This is a genomic window from Streptomyces sp. NBC_01217 (genome assembly GCF_035994185.1).
Classification (GTDB): domain Bacteria; phylum Actinomycetota; class Actinomycetes; order Streptomycetales; family Streptomycetaceae; genus Streptomyces.
In genome coordinates, this window is the sequence record NZ_CP108538.1 from 3,068,328 (window position 1) to 3,091,757 (window position 23,430).

The window sequence follows — 23,430 nt, forward strand, 5'->3', positions numbered from 1 at the left end:
CGTGCCACCAACTCCCCTGTGGTCGCTGCCAGGTGACGGATCGAACGGACGGGATCGCGCCATCCTTGCGCCCCGCGTGCGCCCGGGGCGCACGGCCGCACGAGGGGTGGCACGGGACCCCGCCGAGGGGCGGCAGGGCCCCACCGAGGTCCCGCACACCTGTGGGTGAACTGTGAATCAAATAATCGCAACAACGCGCAACCGTGATGATTTCCATATCCACACACTTCATTCACACTCAATTCCAAGGCCCGAGTGCGACGAAATTCACCTCCCCCGACAGACTGCCGATATGCCCTATTTAATAGGTATGAATCTGGGCATAGTGGGCGGTTTTCACCGGTTTCGCTTTTGATTGGACGCGAACACGCAATATCCGTGGGCGGTTTTACGCATTGCAATCGAGACGTCTATGGTGCTTTAGATGTTCCACGCTCCGAACGCATTCAAGAGGGCCCCGCTCCCATCGGCGACCCGGGAGTCGGAGCCCAGACGCCAAGGGACGATGACCGCCACCGCGCCACCCCCCGCACCGGTGGCGAAAAAGCCTCCGGCCGCCGCCGCGGCGAAGAAGCGCGACGCCTACTTCGACAACGTCAAATATCTGGCCATCGTGCTCGTCGCGGTGGCGCACTCGTGGGAACCGGTGATGGACGGCAGCCGGACCGCCCGGGCGCTGTACATGGTGGCTTACACCTTTCACATGCCGGCGTTCATCATCGTCTCCGGCTACTTCTCCCGCTCGTTCGACATGTCCCCTGCCAAGGTGAAACGCCTGGTCACCGGCGTCGCCGTGCCCTATGTGGTGTTCGAGACCGCGTATTCGCTGTTCAAGCGGTACGTGGGCGACGCGCCCGGTCATCCGGTCAGCCTGGTCGACCCCTGGTATCTCACCTGGTTCCTGGCCGCGCTGTTCGTCTGGCGGATCACCACACCGCTGTGGAAAGCGCTGCGCCATCCGCTGCCGGTGGCACTCGTCATCGCCGTGCTCGCCTCGTTCTCCCCGACGATCGGCGATGATCTCGATCTCCAGCGCGTTCTGCAGTTCCTGCCGTTCTTCGTGCTCGGACTCCAGCTGAGGCCCGAGCATTTCCGACTCGTCCGCAGGCGTGAGGTGCGGATGCTCGCGCTCCCGCTGTTCGCCGGGGCGCTTGCGTTCGCCTACTGGGCGGCGCCGCGGATGCAGCTGGGCTGGTTCTACCGCAGCAACAGCGCGCCGGAGATGGGCGCCCCGTGGTGGTCCGGTGCCGTGATGACGGTGGCGATGTTCGGCTGCGCGCTGCTGCTCACCATCGGGTTCCTGGCCTGGGTGCCGCGCCGCCACATGTGGTTCACCGTGCTCGGCGCCGGGACGATCTGCGGCTATCTGCTGCACGGATTCCTGATCAAGGGAGCCGGATACGCCGGGGTGTTCGACATCTACGGCTGGCTCTCGCAGCCCCTCGGCCTGGTCCTCGTCTCACTGGTCGCGGCCGCCGCGGTGACAGTGATGTGTACGCCACCGGTGCGGCGGGCGCTGCGCCCGGTGACCGAGCCGGACATGGACTGGGCGTTCCGGCGCGCTGCGGTGCGACTCTGATCCGGGTGGATCAGTCCTTCGCCGTGTTGGCTTGAACCGATTGCTCGGCGGACGGTTCCCCCGGGGTGAGCCCGAGCAGCCCCCGTACCTGCGCATACTTCTCGGCCAGTCGGGTACGGGTCGCCGGTTCCAGTACGGCGAGGCGGGCCGGGTCGGCGTTGTGTGCCAGGTCGGACTCCTTGATCAGCAGGGCGCCCGGGGCGGCGAGAATGCGCCGGGTGTACGAGCCGAGGTCCTCGCCGTCACGTTTGGTGACGGCGAGGACCATGTCCTTGACCTGCTGCGGCAGCGCGGCACCGGCCAGCCATTGCGCCGACAGCGCGTCGTCCTCGACCGCGTCGTGCAGCCAGGCCGCGGCGATCTGTTCCTCGCTGCCGCCCCTGATCCGTACGCCCTCCGCGACGGCGGCGAGATGCTCGGCGTACGGGCGTCCCGCCTTGTCCCGCTGGTCGGCGTGGGCCTTGCGGGCGATCGCCTCGACTTCGGCCAGGGTCAGATGTGCGTGCGGCGCGGTCATGGCCCCGACTCTACGGATGTGCGGCCGCTGCGCGCGGGGCCGCACGGGTGGGCATAGTTCCGACATCAATCGTTCGGTAAACTAATTACTGACGATTCCTTGACGCTCTCTTGACCTATCTATCGAAGGATCAGGCTCATCGGACACGCAGACACGCTCATCGCCATGGGCGGCGCCTTCCTCGCCGCCGCCGTCCTCGCCCGCGTCGGCAGACGCATCGGGCTGCCGACCATCCCCCTGTTCATCCTGGCCGGGATCCTCCTCGGCCCGCACACGCCCGGCATCGTGCTCGTCGCCGACCCGCACGACCTGGAGATGCTCTCGGCACTCGGTCTGGTGCTGCTGCTCTTCTACCTCGGCCTCGAATTCCACCTCGACGACCTCAAGGCCGGCGGCCGCAGGATGGCGCTCGCCGGTGGCACCTATCTCGCCCTGAACGTGGGCGCCGGGCTCGGCTTCGGCTTCGCGCTGGGCTGGGGCACGTCCGAGGCGCTGGTCCTCGCCGGTGTGCTGGGCATCTCGTCGTCGGCCATCGTCACCAAGGTCCTGGTCGACCTGGGCCGGATCGGCAATTCGGAGACCAAGCCGATCCTCGGCATCATCGTCGTCGAGGACGTGTTCCTCGCCCTCTATCTGGCCGCCCTGCAGCCGATCCTGTCGGGCGCCGACAGCCTCTCCGCCGCGGCGGTGGACGGCGGCAAGGCCTTCGGCTTCCTGCTGCTGCTCGCCCTGGCCGCCCGGTTCGGCACCAGGGTCATCGGCAGGCTGCTCAACACCCGTGACGACGAGCTCCTCGTCATCTCCTTCCTCGGCGCCGCGGTCCTCGTGGCCGGCGTCTCGGAGTGGTTCGGGGTCGCGGACGCGATCGGCGCCTTCATGGTCGGTCTGATGCTCGGCAGTACGTCCTCCGGCACCCGCATCCTCAAGCTGGTCCACCCGCTGCGCGACGCCTTCGGTGCGATCTTCTTCTTCGCCTTCGGCCTCTCCATCAACCCGGGCGATCTGCCGACCGTCCTGTGGCCGGTGCTGGCGGCCGTCGCGGTGACCCTCGCCATGAACGTCGTCGCCGGACTCGCCGCCGCCAAGGTGTACGCGTTCGGCCCGCAGGCCACGGCGAACATCTCCACCACGCTCGTGGCCCGCGGCGAATTCGCCCTGATCCTCGCCACGATGGCGGCGGCCGCGGGGCTGGACGAGCGGCTCTCCCCGTTCATCGCCGGATACGTGCTCCTCCTCGCGGTCCTCGCGCCGCTGGCCGCCGGGAAGTCACACCTTTTGGCGCGCGTCCTGCCCACGTTCCGGTGAGGCGCCGACCGCCCTTGACGTACGCCCGGTTCGGGCCGTTCGCGTACGGGTTCAGGACCTGCGTGACAACAGCAGCAGCGCCCGGTCGTCGTTGACGTCCTTGGCGCATGCCTCGATCAGATGCCAGGCCGCGCCCTCGAAACCGGTGGCGACATAGCGGTCGGCCTCACCGGTCAACCGGTCGATGCCCTCCGCGATGTCGCGGTCGGACGCCTCGACCAGGCCGTCCGTGAACAGCATCAGTACGTCGCCGGGGGCCAACGAGCCCTTCACTGCGTCGAACTGCGCCCCGTCGTACACCCCGAGCAGCGGGCCCTCCGCCACCATCTCCTCCCACTGGCCGCTGCCCGAGTGGAGCTGCAGGGCAGGCGGGTGGCCCGCCGAGAGGAGTTCGTAGTCGCCCGATTCGAGATCCAGGACCAGATGGATCGAGGTGGCGAAACCCTCGTCCCAGTCCTGACGCAGCAGATAGGCGTTGGCCGCCGGGAGGAAGCCGTTCGGGGGCAGCGAGCCGAGGAGGCCGCCGAAGGCGCCGGACAGCAGCAGGGCGCGGGAGCCCGCGTCCATGCCCTTGCCGGAGACATCGGTGAGGACCGCCTCCAGGGTGCGTCCGCCGTTGGTACGGGCGGCGACGACGAAGTCACCGGAGAAGGACTGACCGCCCGCCGGGCGCAGCGCCATCTCGCGGTGCCAGCCCTGCGGCAGCCGGGGCAGTGCGCTCTGCACCCTGATGCGTTCGCGCAGGTCGAAGAGCATCGTGCCGCCGCGCCGCCACGGCACGCCGACTCTGGCCCGGAACTGGGCGAGGACCAGCCCGAAGAAGCCGCAGGCCGCGACCACCAGCACGATGCCGGGCGTCACCCGGGCCGGGCCGTCCTCGTACGGGCCGAGTCCGAGCGACTCCACGATCAGGGCGGTGGCGGCGGTCGCGTACAGACCCAGCAGGCTCGCGGGCCGCAGCAGCAGACCGCCCGCGACGATCGGCAGCACGAGCGCGGCCGGTGAGCACCACACCGGATTCAGCAGGGTGGCGCAGGTGATGGCCGGAATGGTCAGCAGCAGACCGGCCAGCGCGATCCAGTCCGATCCGTCGCCGCGGAAGTAGTCGACACCGGACTTGCGCAGCGCGATGCGTACCCGGTGCGCCGATTTCCGCAATCGGGCCGGGTACGAGTCTGCTCCTGTGCGACGGGCCATTGCGGGGACCTTATCTACCCGACCGCCTCCGGTGCAGGGGGACCCCGTGACAATGTGTTCGAAATCGGGTCGACCGGCCGTCGTACCCCTGATAGGCATGGCCCATGACTACTGAGCTTCGTGTGTTGCGGCCGTCCGAATGGAACGAATGGTTCGAGTGTCTGGAGCTCGCGTTCGGCGGTGTCGCGGAGCCTGCGGAGCAGCGTGAGCTGGACGAGCAGCTGACCGAGCACAGGCGGTCGATCGGAATCTGGGACGGCACCGATGTCGTCGCCACCGCCGGGGCGTTCAGCTTCCGGGTCGCCGTGCCGGGCGGGGCGCTGGTGCCCGCCGCCGGGGTCACGATGGTGAGTGTCGCGTCCACCCACCGCAGGCGCGGACTGCTGACCTCGATGATGCGCCGGCAGCTCGACGACGTCCGGGCGCTGGGTGAGCCGATCGCCGTGCTGACGGCGTCCGAACCGGTGATCTACGGCCGGTTCGGATACGGCGCCGCCTCGCGCCAGATGTCCCTGACGATCGACACGGACCGGGTGCGGCTGACGGTGCCCGAGGGCACGGACGAGGTACGCCTGCGCCACGCGAAGCCGGACGAGGCGGTGGCCGCGTGCGAGGGCGTGTACGAGCAGCTGGTGGCCGGCCGTCCAGGCACACCGGCCCATGGGCCCGGCTGGGAACAAAAGCCGTTGGTGGACCCGGTGAGTTCCCGGCAGGGCGGTTCGGCGCAGCAGTGCGTGCTGGCGGAGCGGGACGGGGAGATCGTCGGCTGTGTGACGTATCGCATCAAGCCGGAGTGGGACTTGTCCGGGCCCAAGGGCACGGTCACGGTGAACGACCTCGCGGCGCTGGATCCGGCGGCGTACGCGACGTTGTGGCGGTTCGTCTTCGAGATCGACCTGACGTCGACGGTCGAGGCGCGGAACCGGCCGGTCGACGACGCGGTGCTGCACCTGGTGTCGGATGTGCGGCGGTGCAACATCCGGATCCGCGACTCGCTCCATGTGCGGCTGGTGGAGCTGGGGGCGGCGCTGGAGGCGCGGGCGTACCGGGCGCCGGTGGACGTGGTGTTCGAGGTCGAGGACGCGTTCTGCCCCTGGAACGCGGGGCGTTGGCGGCTCACGGGCGACGCGAAGGGTGCCGCGTCGTGCCGCCGGACCGATGATGCGGCCGATCTCGCGCTTTCGGTACGGGAGTTGGGCTCGGCGTATCTGGGCGGCGAGTCGCTGAGCGCGCTGGCCCTGGCCGGACGGGTTCGGGAGCTGCGGGCGGGCGCGCTGGCGGAGGCGTCCCTGGCGTTCTCCTCGGACGCGGCGCCGTGGCTGCCCCGGGGGTTCTAGGGGCGCGGCGTCCGCCCGGCGGGCGCGGCCGAGACCCGAGGGCCTCTCGTTTGGATCTTGCCGGACTCGCGTGCCCCGGCACCGCGCCTAGCCGCGCTGGCAGGCCGGGCACCAGAAGAGGTTGCGGGCCGCGAGTTCGGCGGTGCGGATTTCGGTGCCGCAGATGTGGCAGGCCTGCCGGGCCCTGCGGTAGACGTACACCTCGCCGCCGTGGTCGTCGACCCGCGGCGGACGCCCCATCGCCTCCGGCATGTGCTCGGGGCGGACCGTGTCGATGCGGTTGTTCCGTACGCCCTCGCGCATCAGCACCACCAGGTCCGCCCAGATCGCGTCCCACTGCGCACGCGTGAGGTCCCTGCCCAGCCGGTACGGGTCGATCCCGTGCCGGAACAGCACCTCCGCCCGGTACACGTTGCCGACGCCCGCGATGACCTTCTGGTCCATGAGCAGGGCCGCGACGGTGATGCGGCTGCCGGATATCCGCCGCCACGCCCGCTCGCCGTCCTCGTCGGTCCGCAGCGGGTCGGGGCCGAGGCGGTCGTGTATCGCGCGCTTCTCGGGGCCGGTGATCAGCGCGCACGTGGTGGGGCCGCGCAGATCCGCGTGGTGGTCGTCGTTCACCAGGCGCAGCCGGACCGTGTCGGTGGGCGGCGGGGCCGGAGCCGTACCGAAACCCAGCTTGCCGAAGAGGCCCAGGTGGATGTGGACCCAGCCGACGTCCGCGAAGCCGAGGAAGAGGTGCTTGCCGTGGGCGTCGACGCCGGTGAACGTCCGCCCGTCGAGCAGCGCGGCGCTGTCGGAGAACTTGCCCTGCGGGCTGCTCACCCGCACCGGCCGCCCGGCGAACCTGTCCCGGTGATCCGCCGCGAGGCGGTGGATCGTGTGTCCCTCGGGCACGACTGCGACTCTCCTCACGTACGGGAAACGGCTGTGCCGCCGGGAGCACCGGCGGCACAGGGGGTGGTGGCGGGTCAGCCCTGCTGCGGGTGGTGGGCCGGGATCGGGGGGAGCTCGCCGGTCGTCTCGTACGCCGTCAGCATCTCGATGCGGCGGGTGTGACGTTCCTCGCCCGAGTACGGGGTGGCGAGGAAGATCTCGACGAACTTGGTGGACTCCTCCACCGAGTGCATCCGGCTGCCGATGGCGACCACATTGGCGTTGTTGTGCTCGCGGCCCAGCGCGGCGGTCTGCTCGCTCCAGGCGAGCGCGGCGCGCACGCCCTTGACCTTGTTGGCGGCGATCTGCTCGCCGTTGCCGGAGCCGCCGATCACGATGCCGAGGCTGTCCGGGTCCGCGGCCGTCTTCTCGGCGGCACGCAGGCAGAACGGCGGGTAGTCGTCCTGGGCGTCGTAGATGTGGGGGCCACAGTCGACGGCCTCGTGGCCCTGGGCCGTGAGCCACTCGACGAGGTGGTTCTTGAGTTCATAGCCGGCATGGTCCGAGCCGAGGTACACGCGCATGCTCCGAGTGTGGCATGAGCAACGCCGGGTAGCGGTCATCGGGGTCGGGACCCTCCGGCCGGGTCGGCCGGAGCCGCCGGATCGGCGGCGAGCCGGCGGATCGGCGGCGAGCCGGCGGTGGAACGGCGGCGGAACCCTCTTGTGGACCCCGTGTGCAGGCCCGGTGTGCGCAACGCCACTCGCGCAACGATCCGGCCAACGATTCGGAGGAAATGGTTCCGCTTATGCGTTCCGGCGCGTTTCAATGCATCGCTCGCTGCCGCACCACCTGCGGCGGCCGGGCACGCAGTGAGTGATCCGAGAACGTAAGGATTCCATCCATGACGTCGCAGACGACTCTGGCGGGTCCGGGCCAGCAGCCCGGCAAGCCGGACCGGTCGACCGGTCCGGACACACCGGACTCCTCCAACGGCCTGCAGGCAGGTCTGAAGAACCGCCATCTCTCGATGATCGCCATCGGCGGCGTGATCGGCGCGGGCCTCTTCGTGGGCTCCGGCGCCGGTATCGCCGCAGCAGGACCGGCCATTCTCCTGTCGTACGCCCTGGTCGGCCTGATGGTCGTCTTCGTGATGCGGATGCTCGGCGAGATGGCCGCGGCCCGCCCCACCTCCGGTTCCTTCTCCGCCTACGCCGACCAGGCGCTGGGCCGCTGGGCCGGATTCTCGATCGGCTGGCTGTACTGGTTCTTCTGGGTCGTGGTGCTCGCCGTCGAGGCCACGGCGGGTGCCAAGATCCTGGAGGGCTGGGTGCCGGGCGTCCCGCAGTGGGCGTGGGCGCTGATCGTGATGGTCGTGCTGACCGCGACGAACCTGGTCTCGGTCGGGTCGTACGGAGAGTTCGAGTTCTGGTTCGCCGGGATCAAGGTCGTGGCGATCGGCGCGTTCGTGGTCGTCGGACTGCTCGCCGTCTTCGGGCTGCTGCCCGGCTCGGACAACCCCGGTTCGGGGCTCGCACACCTCACCGACTCCGGCGGGTTCTTCCCCAAGGGGCCCGGCGCCATCCTCACCGGTGTGCTGATGGTCGTCTTCTCCTTCATGGGCAGCGAGATCGTCACGCTGGCGGCCGGTGAGTCCGAGGACCCGCAGCGCGCCGTCCAGAAGGCCACCAACAGCGTGATCTGGCGGATCGCCGTCTTCTACCTGGGCTCGATCTTCATCGTGCTCACCCTGCTGCCGTGGAACGACGCGTCGATCCTGGAAGAGGGCAGCTATGTGGCCGCTCTCAACTCGATCGGCACTCCGCACGCCGGTCAGGTGATGGACGTCATCGTGCTGACGGCCGTGCTGTCCTGCCTCAACTCCGGCCTGTACACCGCCTCGCGGATGGCCTTCTCGCTCGGCGGCCGCGGCGACGCGCCCAAGGCCTTCGCCCGGGTGAACAAGCGGGGCGTGCCGCAGGCGGCGACCCTGTCCTCGGTCGTCTTCGGCTTCGTCGCCGTGTTCTTCAACTACCAGTGGCCCGACACCGTCTTCCAGTTCCTGCTGAACTCCTCAGGTGCGGTCGCCCTGTTCGTCTGGCTGGTCATCTGCTTCACCCAGCTGCGGATGCGAGGCATCATCCTGCGCGAGTCGCCGGAGAAGCTGGTCGTACGGATGTGGCTCTTCCCGTACCTGACCTGGGCGACCATCGCGGGCATCTCGTTCGTCCTCGTCTACATGCTGACGGACGACAGCGGACGCGAGCAGGTGCTGCTCTCGCTGCTCGTCGCGGCGCTGGTGGTGGCGATCTCGCTGGTCCGTGAGGTCCGGGACCGCAAGAACCGCACCGCGGTGGAGACGCCCAGCGACATCTGACGGGCTGAATGCCTGACGGCCGACGTCAGGTCTGCCGATCCACCGAGAAGGCTCTCCTTCGCAACGCCACCGAGCGAGCGACCGGAGAGCCTTCTTCGCATGCCGGCGCCGATGCGCGAACGCGGAAGAGGCTCGCCGGTCCGGTGTCGCTTCGCGACCCGGCGAGCCTCTTCGGAGGGTGTTGGGGAGTTACGGCATCAGCCGCGACGGCCGATGAGCTTCCAGGCCGTGGGCAGCGCGCCCATCGCCAGCGCCGCCTTCAGCGCGTCGCCGAGCAGGAACGGCACCAGGCCGGCCGCGATCGCGGCGCTCGCCGACATGCCGGTGGACAGCGCCAGGTACGGGACGCCGACCGCGTAGATGATCGCGGAGCCCAGCACCATCGTGCCCGCGGTGCGCAGCACGGAGCGGTCGCCGCCGCGGCGGGCGAGGCCGCCGACCACGGTCGCGGCGAGCAGCATGCCGAGGACATAGCCGAACGAGGCGCCGCCCGAGCCGGAGCTGCCGCCCGCGAACCACGGCATGCCCGCCATGCCGACGAGCGCGTACGCGGCGAGGGAGAGGAAGCCGCGGCGGGCGCCGAGCGCGGTGCCGACGAGGAGCGCGGCGAACGTCTGGCCGGTGACCGGGACCGGGGAGCCGGGGACCGGGACCGCGATCTGGGCGGCGATGCCGGTGAGCGCGGCGCCACCGAGGACCAGGGCCGTGTCGACGGCGTAACGGTGCCTGGCCGCGGGCAGCAGGTCGGCGAGGACCGCTCCGGTACGGGCAGGGGTGGCGGCAGCAGTGCTCATCGGGACTCCGCGGGGTGAGGGCAGGTGGGGCAGGGGGACAGTCTGAGCCTGACGTTAGCCCACGGGTTAACGCTCGATCACCGTCAGTGGCCCACAAAGCGGCAGTTGAGGCGTTGGTGGGGGTCGCACAAAGAGGCTTGCGCAATCAGGTGGCGGCGTGACGCTCGTCACTGAGGTGGGGGCGGAGTGGGTCATATTTTGCCGGGAGGAGTCACCGGGAGAGACTGTAGGTTCCCGCCAAAACCGTCCAGGAGTCGTCCGGGCGGCGGTCCCGGGATCTTCCCGGCCGTCACCCGGCCGCCATCCCGTCCGTAACCCGGTCCGTCATCCCGTGCCCGCTTGTGCACCATGTGTGAGCATCGTGCCCGTATAGCGGACACCGGTTCCGCGTAAACGGTGTGCACGCACAAACTGTGCGCGCACACCTCCCCCCACCTCCCCCCACGTCTCGCCTACCGAACAGAGCTTGTCCATGTCTCGGACTTCCGCGTCTCCCCCCACCGGCTCCCCGGTCGCCGTCCCCGACACCAAGGCCGATTCGGCGCTCACCCACGGGCTCAAGCAGCGCCACCTCTCGATGATCGCCCTCGGCGGTGTCATCGGCGCCGGGCTCTTCGTCGGCTCGGGCGCGGGTATCGCCGCCGCCGGCCCGTCGATCGTCATCGCGTACGCCGTCTCCGGGCTGCTGGTCATGCTCGTGATGCGGATGCTCGGCGAGATGTCGGCCGCGAACCCGGCCTCCGGTTCCTTCTCCGTACACGCCGAGCGGGCGATAGGGCCGTGGGCGGGGTTCACCGTGGGCTGGGCGTTCTGGGTGCTGCTCTGTGTCGCGGTCGGCCTGGAGGGCATCGGTGCCGCGAAGATCGTCACCGGCTGGCTGCCCGGCACGCCGGAGTGGGCCTGGGTCGCGCTGTTCATGGTGGTGTTCCTGGGCGCGAACCTGGCCTCGGTGACGAAGTTCGGTGAGTTCGAGTTCTGGTTCGCGGCCCTCAAGGTCGTGGCGATCACGCTCTTCCTCGTGCTGGGTGTGCTGGCGATCCTGGGTGTGCTGCCCGGTACGGACGCGCCCGGCGCCGCCAATCTGCGCGGCGAGGGCGGCTTCATGCCGAACGGGACCGAGGGCCTGGTGATCGGGCTGCTCGCCTCCGTCTTCGCGTACGGCGGGCTGGAGACGGTCACCATCGCCGCCGCCGAGTCCGAGAACCCGGTGCAGGGTGTCGCGAAGGCCGTGCGGACGGCGATGTGGCGGATCGCGCTCTTCTACGTCGGTTCGATGGCCGTCGTCGTCACGCTGGTCCCGTGGGACGACCCGAAGGTGGTGGAGGTCGGACCGTTCTACGCGGCCCTGAACCACCTCGGCATCGGCGGCGCCGCCGAGATCATGAACGTGGTCATCCTGGTCGCCCTGCTCTCCGCGATGAACGCCAACATCTACGGCGCCTCGCGCATGGCCTGTTCCCTGGTCGCCCGCGGCCAGGGCCCGAAGCGGCTCGGCCGGATCTCCTCGGGTGTCCCGCGCACGGCCGTCCTGGTCTCGTCCGTGTTCGGCTTCCTGTGCGTGCTGCTCAGCTACTGGCGTCCGGACGACGTCTTCCCGTGGCTGCTCAACATGATCGGCGCGGTGATCCTGGTCGTCTGGATCTTCATCGGCGTCTCCCAGGTGATCCTGCGCGACCGGCTGGAGCGCGAGGCCCCGGAGAAGCTCGTCGTACGGATGTGGCTCTTCCCGGTCCTGACCGTGGTGGCGCTGCTGGCGATGCTCGGCATCTTCTTCCTGATGCTCCGCCAGCCCGACACCCGTGACCAGCTGATGGCGTCCGGCGCCCTGACCCTCGTACTGGCGGCCATCGGTGTCGTACGGCAGCGGCGGGCCGCGGCCGTCAAGGGCTGACGTCCGGCGCGCAGGGCACATTGAGCGAGAGCAGCGCACCGCCCTCCTCCCCGATCCGCACCTCGCTCAACGCCACGTTCCGCAGCCGCGGGAAAACCCTGCGGTAGGCGCCCAGCGGGACCGACAGCAGCTCGCACAGCACGAGCCGCAGCAGGGTGTTGTGGGCGACGACGAGAACCCGCTGCCCCGGGTGCCCGTCCGCGATCCGGCGCAGCGCCGCCGTCCCCCGGGCCGCCGCCGACCGGGGGTCCTCGGCCCCGGGAAAGGGATGGGTCACCGGGTCGGCGCGGTACTCCCCGGCCCGCTGCGGATGCTCGGCCGCGAACTCCGCCAGGGTGCGCCCCTCCAGCTCCCCGAAGTCGCATTCGCGCAGGTCGTACTCGCGCCGGGGGACGAGACCGAGGGCCTCGCACGCGGGCTGCGCCGTCTCGATCGCGCGCGTGAGCGTCGACGTCCAGATCGCGTCGACCGGGTGCCGCACCGCCCACGCGCCCAGTTGCCCGGCCTGGCGCCGCCCTTCGCCGCTGAGCGCGATGTCGCTGACCCCGGCATAGCGGTTCTCGGCGTGCCAGACGGACTGACCATGGCGGGCGAGCAGCAGGACGGCCGAACTGCCGGTCATGTCTTCTCCGTTCGGGTACGGGCACGGGCGGCAACCCGGCCCAGGCGCCGGCCCCGTCACTCAGGTCCGCCCACCAGCGTGAGGTACGGCTCCACTTATCGCGCGGTACGCGCCGAACCGAGTCCTGGTCCAAAGGGCTGATCAGCTCAGGCATCCTCCTGCTGTTAGCCTGCTCTTGCATATAGATTGCAATAACAACAGGACAGCAGCTGGAGGGTTCGACCACATGGCCACGTATACGCTTCCGGAACTCCCGTACGACTACGCGGCGCTCGAACCGGTCATCAATCCGCAGATCATCGAGCTCCACCACGACAAGCACCACGCCGCCTATGTGAAGGGCGCGAACGACACTCTGGAGCAGTTGGAGGAGGCGCGTGACAAGGAGGCCTGGGGAGCGATCAACGGTCTCCAGAAGAACCTCGCGTTCCATCTCTCCGGCCACATCCTGCACTCGATCTACTGGCACAACATGACCGGCGACGGCGGCGGCGAGCCCCTCGCCGCGGACGGGGTCGGTGACCTCGCGGACGCGATCACGGAGTCGTTCGGTTCGTTCGCCGGATTCAAGTCCCAGCTGACGAAGGCCGCGGCCACCACGCAGGGCTCCGGCTGGGGCGTGCTCGCGTACGAGCCGGTCAGCGGCAGGCTGATCGTCGAGCAGGTCTACGACCACCAGGGCAATGTCGGCCAGGGCTCCGTCCCGGTCCTGGTCTTCGACGCCTGGGAGCACGCCTTCTACCTCCAGTACAGGAACCAGAAGGTCGACTTCATCGAGGCGATGTGGGCCGTCGTCAACTGGCAGGACGTGGCGAAGCGTTACGCGGCCGCCAAGGAGCGCGCCGACGTGCTGCTGCTCGCCCCCTGACCGGAAAGCCCCTGCCCGGAAAGCCCCAAGTACGTCCTGCCTCGTGATCGTCTTCTCAACCTTCACCGGGCAGGCGGATGAAGGAGGGGCCCCCGCCTGGACGTGACAGGCGCGGGTCCCTCTGCCGAAATTGAGTTCCTAAAAGAAACTCACCTCGCGCGAGGTGAATGCGATGATGGGCGTCATGAGCCCCGTGCCCGCCGACCCCGCCCTGCTTCACCCGATGCCGGGCCGGCCCAGGGTCGTGCAGCTGAAGCCCCTGGTGAAGTCCGGGCTGATCGAGGTCGGCGAGTACTCGTACTACGACGACCCCGACGACGCGACCGCGTTCGAGACCCGCAACGTGCTGTACCACTACGGCCCCGAGAAGCTGGTCATAGGGAAGTTCTGCGCGCTGGGGACCGGGGTGCGGTTCATCATGAACGGCGCCAACCACCGGATGGACGGCCCGTCCACCTTCCCCTTCCCCACCATGGGCGGCTCCTGGGCCGAGCACCTCGACCTGCTGACCGGGCTGCCGGACCGGGGCGACACGGTCGTCGGCAACGACGTCTGGTTCGGCTACCACTGCATGGTGATGCCGGGGGTACGGATCGGGCACGGCGCGATCATCGGCGCCGGGTCCGTCGTCGTCGGTGACGTGCCCGACTACGGCATCGTCGGCGGCAATCCCGCCCGGCTGATCCGTACCCGGTACGACGACGCAACCATTGCCCGGCTCCTCGCCGTGGCCTGGTGGGACTGGCCCACCGAGCACCTCACCCGGCACATCCGCACCATCATGTCCGGCAGCGTCGACGACCTCGAAGCGGCCGCCCCGGAGGGGACATCGTGACGATCACCATTCGAGAACTCGTCTACTACCCGGTCAAGGGCTGCGCCGGGATCACGGTCGACTCCGCGCGGGTCACCGCGACCGGTCTCGATCACGACCGGACGTTCATGGTGGTGGACGCGGTGGACGGCTCGTTCCGCAGCCAGCGTACGCACCCCTCGATGGCCGCAATCAGGGTCGAAGTCCTGGACGGCGGCGCGGCGTTGGCCCTCTGCGCCGAGGGTGTCGAGCCGCTGCGCCTGGACGTCGACCGGAACGGTCCGCGCCGTGAGGTCAGCATGTTCGACCGCCCCCTCGGCGCGGCCGCCGATCAGGGGGACCTGGTCGCGGACTGGTTCTCCGACGCGCTCGGCGCGAAGTCCCGTCTGGTACGGGTGGCCCCCGGCTTCGACCGGGACGGCTGGGGCGAGACCCCGGGCAAGGTCAATTTCGCCGACGCACACGCGGTGCTGGTCGCCTCGACGGCCTCGCTCGACGGCCTCAACGCCCGCATCGTCCCCCGGGGCGACGCGGACCCGGTACCGATGAACCGCTTCCGCCCCAACATCGTCCTGACCGGCAACGACGAGCCGCACTTCGAGGACCGGGTACGCCGGATGACCCTCGGCACGGCGGAACTCGCCCACTCGGTACGGGCGACGCGGTGCAACGTCCCGCTCGTCGACCAGAAGACCGGCCGCCGCGAGGGCCCGGAACCGGTCCGGACCCTCGCGACGTACCGGCGCGAGCCGGAGTACAACAACAGGGTGAGCTTCGGCGCGAAGAACGCGGTGGTCCGCGAGGGCGTGGTGACCGTCGGGGACGTGGTCGAGGTCGCGGACTGGCTCACCCTCCGATGAAGACCCCGGCCTCCACCAGCGCGTCACCCACGTCCGTACGGAAGTACAGAACCGACCGCCCGGCTCTGCGACGAGCGGCCAGGCCGCTGTCCAGCAGGATCTTGAGGTGGCGGCCCACCGACCCCAGTCCCTGACCGGTCAGGGCCACCAACTGGGTGGTGCTCTTGGGGCTGGCAAGGAGGACGAGGACCGCCGCCCGCGCCGGGCCGAGCAGTCGGCCCAGGCTGTCGGGCACCCGTGTCCGCCCGGCATCGGCCAGGGCTCCCGAACACGGGTAGACGACCGCGTACCGCTGAGCGTCGTCGTCCCAGGACACCCAGCCCGTGCGTTGGGTGACCGGCACAAACAGCAGGCGCACACCGGCCAGTTGCTTCGGCGGGTAGTCGTGCGCGTTGATCTGGAGCCGGCTCCCGCCGAGCCACCGCATGCCCGGGCGCAGGCCACTCAGAGCGGCGGCCCAGCCGCCCTGGCTCAGCTGGCCGGTGCGCGCGATGATGTCCGCCTCGATGATCCGGCGACGGCGCGGCCAGTCGGGCCGTACGGTCCTTTGCCAGACCCAGTCCAGTACGTCGGCTGCGCGCTGCGGGAGGTCGTCGCGGTTCAGGAGCGCCGGGAGAGTGCCGCCCACGGACACCTCCACATCCGCTCGTGCACGCTCGGGAGAGGTCCCCCGGACAGGGATCAGCTCCTCCTCGAAGGACGGTGTGCCCTCACCCATCGGCGTAGGGGTGAGGAAGTCCGCGTTCCAGCTGCCGCCGAGGGCCGCCGGTACGAGTCGGGCGGCGATCGGGTCGGCGGTCTGCCGCGCACGGTAGGCAGGCACATGAGCATCGAGCCAGGCCCGGTCACCGGGATGCTCGGCCCGTCCCGTCTCCAGGGAGTTCAGGGAGGAGATGGTCTCGGCGAGCGGCGAGACGACGAACCGGCTCGCGGCGAGAGTGTCCGCGTTGATCTGCCACCAGCCCATGATGTTTCGCCTCCACGCGAAACAGTAACGGTCGCCATGGACAGCCGCTGAGACTCCCCGCATGCGCACCTACCGGGAACTCTTCCGTACGCCGCAGTTCGGGCCACTCTTCGCGACCAGTGCTGTGCAGGTCGCCGGGTCGACAATGAGCGGGCTGGCCCTCGGCACCCTCGTCTACGCCGCGACCGGCTCACCGCTGCTCGCCGCGCTGTCCATGTTCGGTTCCTCGCTCGCCCAGGTGATCGGGGCGACCGTGCTGATGTCGGCGGCGGACCGGCTGCCGCCACGGGCGGCGATGACCGGCATGGCGCTCTCCTTCGGGCTGGCCACCGCTCTCCTCGCCATCCCCGGGATTCCGCTGCCGGTCGTCTTCGCGATCACCCTGATGGAGGGCGTGATCGCTGCTGTGGGCGGCGGGGTGCAGTACGGGCTACTCAATGAGGTGCTGCCCAAGGACGGCTATCTGCTGGGGCGTTCCGTACTGAACATGTGCGTCGGTCTCATGCAGATCGGCGGATTCGCGCTCGGTGGACTGCTGCTGACGACGCTGTCCGCGCGCGGCACGCTGCTGGTGGCCGCCGCCCTGTATCTGACGGGTGCGGCCGTCGCCCGGTTCGGACTGGCACGGCGTCCGCCGCGCACCGCCGGGCGGCCGTCGGTCGCGCAGACGTGGCGGACCAACGCCGTTCTGTGGTCCTGCGGTCCGCGCCGCCGTGTCTATCTCGCGCTCTGGGTGCCGAACGGACTGATCGTCGGCTGCGAGTCGCTGTTCGTCCCTTACGCCCCCGAGCAGGCGGGGCTGCTCTTCGCCTTCGCCGCAATGGGGATGCTGGTCGGGGACACCGTGGTGGGCCGGTTCGTCGCGCGGCACCGGCGGGGGCTGCTGGCGACGCCGATGCAGTTGCTTCTGGCCACCCCGTATCTGCTCTTCGCTGCGCGACCGGCGCTGCCCGTGGCATTTGCACTGGCAGCGCTCGCGTCGGTCGGGTTCTCGGCGAGTCTGCTGTTCCAGGAGCGGCTGATGGCCCTCACCCCGGACGAGATCACCGGTCAGGCACTGGGACTGCACTCCTCCGGCATGCTCACCATGCAGGGCGTCGCGGCCGCGCTCGCGGGCACCATCGCCCAGCGGACCTCACCGGCGACAGCCATGACCGTGATGGCGGCGTCCTCCCTCGCGTTCACCCTGGCCCTGGCATGGGCCGATCGCCGAGCCGGGCACCGAACCTCCAGGCCCGTCGAAGGAGGCCCCGGCGCCCGGCAGGGCGTCAGTGCGGTGTGAGGGAGAACTCCAGCAGTGGAAGCTCGCGGCCCGGGATCGATCCGGACGGGGTCGCCCCGATCCGTACCGCGCCCATCGCGAGATAGAACGGCTCCGCGTGCGGATCGGCGTCGATGGTGAGGCGTACGAAGCCGAGGCGGCGGGCCTCGGTCATGGTGTGCTCGAAGAGGAGTCGGCCGATGCCTCTTCCCAGGGTGTCCGGGGCGACGAACATCATGCCGAGGGCGCCTTCGGGTGGGATGCCGTCCAGGGTGGTGAATCCCAGGACACGGCCGCCCGCCTCGGCGACCCTCGTGCGGCGGCGCTCGATGTCGGCCGCGCGCATGGTGAGTTCGTCACGGCAGGCGGCGAGGAACTCCTCGTCGTAACCCCAGTGGCCCTTCGAATCCAGGGCCAGCTCGGTCAGTGCCCCGGCCTCGGACCTGCGTGCCGGTCGTATGTTCGTGCTCGCCATACCCGCCGGATTCCCTTCCTCTTGCCTCCGCAGCCCACCGTTTCCGAGAGTGTCAGACCCTTCCGCCATGCTGAACCGTATGGACATCACGGACTTCTGGAAACTGATCGCCGACGCCCGCGCCCGGGTCAGCGACCCGGCGGACGCGGAGAGCATTGCCGAGCGGGCCTCCGCGCTTCTCGCCGCCCGGCCCGTGGACGAGATCGTCGTCGCGCAGCAGCTGTTCTGGGACCTGATGGCGGCGTCCTACCAGGCTCCGCTCTGGGCTGCGGCGTACACGGTCAACGGCGGGTGTTCCGACGACGGGTTCGAGTACTTCCGGGGCTGGCTGATAGCGCAGGGCCGTGAGGTGTTCGAGCGGGTCGTCGCCGATCCGGACGTGCTGGCCGAGCTGCCGGTGATCAGGGCCGCGGCGTCCGAGGGGTGGGAGATGGAGTGCGAGCGGATGCTCGGGATCGCCTGGGAGGCGCATCGGGCGGTGACGGGTGAGGATCTGCCCACGGGCTCGTTCACCATCGACTACCCGCCTCTGGACCCGGCGTGGGCCTTCAGCTTCGACGACGCGGAGCGGGTGGCACTGCGGCTGCCGAAGCTGGACGCGCTGTACGTCTGAGGTGGAACGGCACGGGCCCCGCGGTCTTTCACTCGCGGAGCCCGCATCCCCGGGATCAGTCGAATATCGGGCCCTGCGTCCGGGTCCGCTTGATCTCGTAGAAGCCCGGGATCGACGCCACCATCAGCGTGCCGTCCCAGAGCTTCGCGGCCTCCTCGCCCTTCGGGGCGGGGGTGACGACCGGGCCGAAGAAGGCGATCTGCTCGCCGTCGGAGCCCGGGACGGCAATGACCGGGGTGCCGACTTCCTGGCCGACCTTGTCGATGCCCTCCTTGTGGGAGGCGCGCAGCTCGGTGTCGTACTCGTCCGAGTCGGCGTAGTCCGCCAGCTCGGCCGGCAGGCCGACTTCGGCGAGCGCGGCGACGACCGCCTCGCGGGTGGGACCCTCGCCCTGGTTGTGGAAGCGGGTGCCGAGCGCGGTGTAGAGCGGGCCGACGATGTCGTCGCCGTGCTTCTGCTGGGCGGCGATGACGACGCGGACCGGGCCCCAGGCCTTGTTCTCCAGGAGGTCGCGGTACTCATCCGGAAGCTCGTCGAGCTTGTCCTCGTTGAGAACGGCAAGGCTCATCACATGCCAGCGGACCTCGACGTCGCGGACCTTCTCCACCTCCAGCATCCAGCGGGAGGTCATCCAGGCCCAGGGGCAGAGCGGGTCGAACCAGAAATCGGCGGGGGTCTTGGCGGTCGCCGTGCTGTTGTCAGACATGTTTCTCCTCATAAGGGCGTTCGCACCTGACCGGCAGAACGCCTCAGGACGCACCGGCCATTCCCGAATGCCGGGCCGAGCAGCGGCATGGGAGGATCAAACTATTCGAACGTGACACAAAGGAGTGCGCTCGTGCCCGGAGAGAACCTGTCCCGCGACGAGGCCCGTGTGAGGGCCGAGCTGCTGACCGTCGACGGATACGAGGTCGGTCTCGATCTGCGTTCCGCCGTCGGTGGGCCCGACGGGGACGGCGACGGGACCTCCTCCGGTCCGCGGACCTTCCGCTCGGTGACCACGATCCGGTTCCGCACTGTGCGGGCGGGGGTGTCGACCTTTGCGGATCTGGTGGCGCCGGGCGTGAACGCGGTGACGCTGAACGGGCGGCCGCTCGACCCCGCCGTCGTCTTCGACGGGACGCGGGTGGCACTGGAGGAGCTGCCGGAGGGCGACAACGTCCTGGTGGTCGACGCGCAGTGCGCGTACAGCCGGACCGGCGAGGGGATGCACCGGTTCGTCGACCCGGAGGACGGCGAGGTCTATCTCTACACGCAGTACGAGCCGGCCGACGCGCGGCGGGTCTTCGCGAACTTCGAGCAGCCCGATCTGAAGGCTCCCTTCCGCTTCGAGGTGACGGCGCCCGAGGGGTGGACGGTCTGGAGCAACGGGGCCGAGGAGTCGCGGGAGGGCGGGGTCTGGCGGTTCGCCGAGACGAAGCCGATCTCCACGTACATCACGGCGGTCGTCGCCGGTCCGTACCACTACGTCACCGACTCCTACAGCCGTACGTTCGACGACGGTACCGAGCTGGAGATCCCGCTCGGCGCGATGTGCCGCAAGGGGCTCGCCCGGCACTTCGACGCGGACGACGTCTTCCTCGTCACCAAGCAGGGCCTGGACTTCTTCCACGACAACTTCGACTACCCGTACCCCTTCGGGAAGTACGACCAGGCGTTCGTGCCCGAGTACAACCTCGGCGCGATGGAGAACCCGGGCTGTGTCACGTTCCGCGAGGAGTACATCTTCCGCGGCAAGGTGACGCAGGCGGCGTACGAGGGCCGGGCAAACGTCATCCTGCACGAGATGGCGCACATGTGGTTCGGCGACCTCGTCACCATGCAGTGGTGGGACGACCTGTGGCTGAAGGAGTCGTTCGCCGACTTCATGGGCGTCTTCGCCATGGTCGGGTCGACCCGCTTCAAGGACGGCTGGATCACCTTCGCCAACAACCGCAAGTCCTGGGCGTACCGCGCCGACCAGCTGCCGTCCACGCACCCGATCACGGCCGACATCCGTGACCTGGAGGACGCCAAGCTCAACTTCGACGGCATCACGTACGCCAAGGGCGCCTCGGTGCTGAAGCAGCTGGTGGCGTACGTGGGGCGGGAGGCGTTCCTGGAAGGCGCGCGGCGCTACTTCAAGAAGCACGCCTACGGCAACACGCAGCTGGGCGATCTGCTGTCCGTCCTGGCCGAGACGTCCGGGCGTGACATGAGCGCCTGGTCGCGGTCGTGGCTGCAGACCGCGGGCGTGAACTCGCTGACGCCGGTGGCGACGTACGACGCGGCGGACCGGATCACGGAGCTGGCGGTCCTCCAGGAGGCGGCCGACTCGCACCCCGAGCTGCGGCCGCACCGGGTCGCGGTCGGCCTGTACCGGCGGGCCGCCGACGGGAACCTGGTGCGGTACGCGCGCGCCGAGGTGGATGTGGCGGGGCCGCGCACGGTGGTCGGGGAGCTGGCCGGGGCCGAGCGGCCCGAGCTGATCCTGGTCAACGACGACGACCTCACGTACTGCAAGGTCCGCTTCGACGAGGCGTCCCTGGCCACGCTGCGGGAGCACCTCGGTGACATCACCGATCCTCTGGCGCGGGCGCTGTGCTGGTCCGCGCTGTGGAACATGACCCGGGACGGTCTCATGCCGGCCCGGGACTTCGTCTCGCTCGTGCTGGCCTTCTCCGGCCGGGAGTCCGACATCGGCGTCCTGCAGATGCTGCACGCCTGGACCCGGACCGCGCTCGTGCACTACGCGGCGCCCGAGTGGCGTGAGGAGGGCGGCCGGGCGCTGGCCGAGGGTGCGCTGGGCGAGCTGCGGGCCGCCGAGACGGGCAGCGAGCACCAGCTGGCGTGGGCGCGGTTCTTCGCGTCGGTCGCCGATTCGGACGCGGACTTCCAGCTGCTGTCCGGGCTGCTCGACGGTTCGGCGCGGATCGACGGGCTGGATGTCGACCAGGAGCTGCGGTGGGCGTTCCTGTCCCCGCTGGCGGCGCACGGGGTGGCCGACGAGTCGGTGATCGATGCCGAACTGGCCCGCGACGACACGGCGTCCGGGAAGCGGCACCAGGTGCGGTGCCTGGCCTCGCGGCCCTCGGCTGCGGTGAAGGCGCAGGCCTGGGCGGGTGTCGTGGAGTCGGAGGCGCTGTCCAACGCGTTGGTGGAGGCGACTATCACGGGGTTCGGGCAGTCGTCGCAGCGGGAGTTGCTGGCGCCGTACGCGGAGAAGTACTTCGACGCGATCGAGCGGGTGTGGGCCGAGCGGTCGATCCAGATCGGGATGGCTGTGGTGCGGGGGCTGTTCCCGGCCCTTCAGGACGATCCTTCGACGCTGGCGGCCACGGACGCGTGGCTGACCGCGCATGCGGATGCGGCGCCTGCGCTGCGGAGGCTGGTGCTGGAGGCGCGGGACGATCTGGCTCGGGCGTTGCGGGCACAGGGGTGTGACGAGGCGGCGGCAGCGGGGGCCGGGGTCTGACGGGTGCGGCTGGGCTGCGCACGTCCGCGGCGCCCTCAAACGCCGGACGGGCTGGATTTTCCGGCCCGTCCGGGGCGGGGCCATGAGGGCGCCCGGCAACCCGGCAACGGTTCCGTCCTCAAACGCCGCACGGGCTGGATATATGGCCGGGGTGGGCTTGGATGTCCGGCCCTCCAGGGCGAGGTGCCACATGAAGGCGCTCGGCAACCCCGCTGCGGTTCCGTCCTCCAGCGCTGGACGGGCTGGGGGGCGGATGGGGTGGGTCGGATCTTTTCGGTTGTCGAACGTGCGTACTTTAGGACGGCGTTGTCCTGAATTGTCGACGGGTGTGTAACAGGGGTTAGCAGCACGACCGCATGCGGGAAACCCCGGAACATGACCCAGAACACCCCGCTCTCCCCCTGTCACCTCCGTATCGCCGACGAGGTCCGTCAACGCGTGCTGTCCTCAGCTCAGTTGAGGGCACACGGTGTGTCCGCCGCGGAGGCCGCCGCGCTGTGCAGGGCCGGTGGGCCCTGGCAGCGGCCGCTGCCCGGCGTGTACGTCCTGCACCCGGGACCGCCCACCGGCGAGGAACGGCTGCGTTCCGCACTGCTCTACGCCGGCCGGCCACCGGCCCCCGGCCGCAGAGGAATTCCCGCGCAACCGGAGGCCGGATACGGCGAGGCCATGGTCACCGGGCTTGCCGCGCTCGCCCTGTACGGGTTCACGGCCGCACCGGCGCCCGCGTCGTCGGAGCGGATCGATGTGCTGGTGCCGCGCACCCGGCGGCTGCGCTCGGTCCGGTACGTTCATCTGGTGCGGGCCTCCGAGCCGCCCCGCCCCGAGCAGGTGCACGGTCTGCCCGTCGCCCCGGTGGAGCGGGCGCTCGCGGACGCGGTCTCCGGGCTCGGGGACGCCCCGGCCGTACGCCGTCTGCTCACCGAGGCGGTCCGCGGCGGGCACTGCGAACCGGCCGCCGTCGTACGCGAGTTCAGCCGGGCGAAGCTGCTGGGCCGCCCCCATGTGGTGAACGCCGTCGACTCGTTGCTCGCCGAGGGCCGGGCGCTGGCGGAGGGCCGGCTGTACGAGATGGTCCGGTCGTACGGACTGCCCGAGCCGCTCTGGAACGTGGACCTGCGACTGCCCGGCGGCCCGCATCTGGGCGGGGTGGACGCCTACTGGCCCGAGCAGGCCGTCGCCGTGGTGCTCGACACCAGAGCGCCCCGGCACAGCAGGCTCGACGACGAGCGGCGCCAGGAGGAGCACGACGCGCAGTGGTCCGCCTACGCGGCCAAGCGCGAGCACCTGGAGCGGCTCGGCGTCACCGTCGTCCATCTCTCGCCGCACAAGCTCCGCGAGGCGAAGGAGCAGCAGGCCGTCGTGGTGCGTACGGCCCTGATGGCGGCGGCCGATCGTGAACCGGCCGCGTATGTGATGATCCTGCCCCGCTGAGGACGGGCCACCGAGGCCGGGACCACCGAGAACAGGCACAGGAGGAACTTATTTGGCGTTTCGCCCCTTCTGGCACATCATCCCCACTGGCGGAATTCCGCCATGTCCACATCTCACTCCCCTCAACTCTCCACAAACCCCTGTCATTTACGAAAGGGTGAGCGGTCATCCGGTACCGAATTCCGGACT

Annotated in this window: 21 protein-coding genes; 12 read left to right on the forward strand and 9 right to left on the reverse strand. The window is 69.9% G+C overall.

The features are described 5' to 3' along the window. Positions 1-424 precede the first annotated feature (424 nt). Complete coding sequence (locus OG507_RS13460; RefSeq protein ID WP_327367427.1) at positions 425-1,579, forward strand: acyltransferase family protein; 1,155 nt, start codon at positions 425-427, stop codon at positions 1,577-1,579. 10 nt (positions 1,580-1,589) lie between these two features. On the opposite strand, the gene OG507_RS13465 is transcribed toward OG507_RS13460, so the two are convergent. Continuing rightward, complete coding sequence (locus OG507_RS13465; protein ID WP_327367428.1) at positions 1,590-2,096, reverse strand: HD domain-containing protein; 507 nt, start codon at positions 2,094-2,096, stop codon at positions 1,590-1,592. 165 nt (positions 2,097-2,261) lie between these two features. Here OG507_RS13465 and OG507_RS13470 point away from each other — a divergent pair, with 165 nt between their 5' ends. Further along, positions 2,262-3,401 (forward strand): cation:proton antiporter, encoded by a 1,140-nt coding sequence (locus OG507_RS13470; protein WP_327367429.1) that lies wholly within the window; start codon positions 2,262-2,264, stop codon positions 3,399-3,401. Positions 3,402-3,452: 51 nt separating this feature from the next. Here the strand turns inward: OG507_RS13470 and OG507_RS13475 are convergent, their stop codons facing one another. Continuing rightward, on the reverse strand, positions 3,453-4,598 hold the full coding sequence (locus tag OG507_RS13475; RefSeq protein ID WP_327367430.1) for a PP2C family protein-serine/threonine phosphatase: 1,146 nt from the start codon (positions 4,596-4,598) through the stop codon (positions 3,453-3,455). 104 nt (positions 4,599-4,702) lie between these two features. On the opposite strand from OG507_RS13475, the gene OG507_RS13480 reads away from it, so the two are divergent. Further along, positions 4,703-5,935, forward strand: coding sequence for a GNAT family N-acetyltransferase (locus OG507_RS13480; protein ID WP_327367431.1), 1,233 nt, complete (start codon positions 4,703-4,705; stop codon positions 5,933-5,935). An 87-nt stretch (positions 5,936-6,022) separates the two neighbouring features. On the opposite strand, the gene OG507_RS13485 is transcribed toward OG507_RS13480, so the two are convergent. Both OG507_RS13485 and OG507_RS13490 read right to left on the reverse strand, forming a co-directional pair. Continuing rightward, positions 6,023-6,832 (reverse strand): Fpg/Nei family DNA glycosylase, encoded by an 810-nt coding sequence (locus tag OG507_RS13485; protein ID WP_327367432.1) that lies wholly within the window; start codon positions 6,830-6,832, stop codon positions 6,023-6,025. 74 nt (positions 6,833-6,906) lie between these two features. Beyond that, positions 6,907-7,395 carry a ribose-5-phosphate isomerase gene (locus OG507_RS13490; RefSeq protein ID WP_327367433.1) on the reverse strand — a complete coding sequence of 163 codons (489 nt, stop codon included), beginning with the start codon at positions 7,393-7,395 and terminating at the stop codon, positions 6,907-6,909. Positions 7,396-7,715: 320 nt separating this feature from the next. Between OG507_RS13490 and OG507_RS13495 the strand changes: the two genes are divergently transcribed. Beyond that, positions 7,716-9,188 (forward strand): amino acid permease, encoded by a 1,473-nt coding sequence (locus tag OG507_RS13495; protein ID WP_327367434.1) that lies wholly within the window; start codon positions 7,716-7,718, stop codon positions 9,186-9,188. A gap of 197 nt (positions 9,189-9,385) precedes the next feature. On the opposite strand, the gene OG507_RS13500 is transcribed toward OG507_RS13495, so the two are convergent. Further along, the gene (locus OG507_RS13500) at positions 9,386-9,982 is read right to left on the reverse strand and encodes a biotin transporter BioY (RefSeq protein WP_327367435.1); all 597 of its coding nucleotides are present in this window, start codon (positions 9,980-9,982) and stop codon (positions 9,386-9,388) included. 472 nt (positions 9,983-10,454) lie between these two features. Between OG507_RS13500 and OG507_RS13505 the strand changes: the two genes are divergently transcribed. Continuing rightward, positions 10,455-11,873 carry an amino acid permease gene (locus OG507_RS13505; RefSeq protein WP_327367436.1) on the forward strand — a complete coding sequence of 473 codons (1,419 nt, stop codon included), beginning with the start codon at positions 10,455-10,457 and terminating at the stop codon, positions 11,871-11,873. Here OG507_RS13505 and OG507_RS13510 read toward each other — a convergent pair. After that, positions 11,863-12,495: a histidine phosphatase family protein gene (locus tag OG507_RS13510; RefSeq protein WP_327367437.1), complete on the reverse strand. Its 633-nt coding sequence runs from the start codon at positions 12,493-12,495 to the stop codon at positions 11,863-11,865. The genes OG507_RS13505 and OG507_RS13510 overlap by 11 nt on opposite strands. A gap of 226 nt (positions 12,496-12,721) precedes the next feature. Between OG507_RS13510 and OG507_RS13515 the strand changes: the two genes are divergently transcribed. The 3 genes from OG507_RS13515 to OG507_RS13525 all read left to right on the forward strand — a co-directional run bounded on the left by OG507_RS13515 (position 12,722) and on the right by OG507_RS13525 (position 15,037). After that, complete coding sequence (locus OG507_RS13515; RefSeq protein WP_327367438.1) at positions 12,722-13,363, forward strand: superoxide dismutase; 642 nt, start codon at positions 12,722-12,724, stop codon at positions 13,361-13,363. 184 nt (positions 13,364-13,547) lie between these two features. Continuing rightward, positions 13,548-14,198, forward strand: a complete 651-nt coding sequence (locus tag OG507_RS13520; RefSeq protein ID WP_327367439.1) for a CatB-related O-acetyltransferase — start codon at positions 13,548-13,550, stop codon at positions 14,196-14,198. After that, the gene (locus OG507_RS13525) at positions 14,195-15,037 is read left to right on the forward strand and encodes an MOSC domain-containing protein (protein WP_327367440.1); all 843 of its coding nucleotides are present in this window, start codon (positions 14,195-14,197) and stop codon (positions 15,035-15,037) included. The genes OG507_RS13520 and OG507_RS13525 overlap by 4 nt, the downstream gene beginning before the upstream one ends. Here OG507_RS13525 and OG507_RS13530 read toward each other — a convergent pair. After that, positions 15,024-16,004 (reverse strand): ArsR/SmtB family transcription factor, encoded by a 981-nt coding sequence (locus OG507_RS13530; RefSeq protein ID WP_327367441.1) that lies wholly within the window; start codon positions 16,002-16,004, stop codon positions 15,024-15,026. The two genes, OG507_RS13525 and OG507_RS13530, sit on opposite strands and share 14 nt — an antisense overlap. A gap of 61 nt (positions 16,005-16,065) precedes the next feature. On the opposite strand from OG507_RS13530, the gene OG507_RS13535 reads away from it, so the two are divergent. Continuing rightward, positions 16,066-17,286, forward strand: coding sequence for an MFS transporter (locus OG507_RS13535; protein WP_327367442.1), 1,221 nt, complete (start codon positions 16,066-16,068; stop codon positions 17,284-17,286). Here the strand turns inward: OG507_RS13535 and OG507_RS13540 are convergent. Then, the gene (locus tag OG507_RS13540) at positions 17,273-17,740 is read right to left on the reverse strand and encodes a GNAT family N-acetyltransferase (protein ID WP_327367443.1); all 468 of its coding nucleotides are present in this window, start codon (positions 17,738-17,740) and stop codon (positions 17,273-17,275) included. The genes OG507_RS13535 and OG507_RS13540 overlap by 14 nt on opposite strands. 79 nt (positions 17,741-17,819) lie before the next feature. On the opposite strand from OG507_RS13540, the gene OG507_RS13545 reads away from it, so the two are divergent. After that, positions 17,820-18,353: a DUF4240 domain-containing protein gene (locus OG507_RS13545; RefSeq protein ID WP_327371961.1), complete on the forward strand. Its 534-nt coding sequence runs from the start codon at positions 17,820-17,822 to the stop codon at positions 18,351-18,353. A gap of 55 nt (positions 18,354-18,408) precedes the next feature. Here the strand turns inward: OG507_RS13545 and OG507_RS13550 are convergent, their stop codons facing one another. Beyond that, complete coding sequence (locus tag OG507_RS13550; RefSeq protein WP_327367444.1) at positions 18,409-19,059, reverse strand: mycothiol-dependent nitroreductase Rv2466c family protein; 651 nt, start codon at positions 19,057-19,059, stop codon at positions 18,409-18,411. Between the two features lie 132 nt (positions 19,060-19,191). Here OG507_RS13550 and pepN point away from each other — a divergent pair, with 132 nt between their 5' ends. Both pepN and OG507_RS13560 read left to right on the forward strand, forming a co-directional pair. Next, positions 19,192-21,807 (forward strand): aminopeptidase N, encoded by a 2,616-nt coding sequence (gene pepN / locus OG507_RS13555; RefSeq protein ID WP_327367445.1) that lies wholly within the window; start codon positions 19,192-19,194, stop codon positions 21,805-21,807. Positions 21,808-22,182: 375 nt separating this feature from the next. Next, positions 22,183-23,241, forward strand: coding sequence for a hypothetical protein (locus tag OG507_RS13560; RefSeq protein WP_327367446.1), 1,059 nt, complete (start codon positions 22,183-22,185; stop codon positions 23,239-23,241). Positions 23,242-23,430 lie beyond the last annotated feature (189 nt).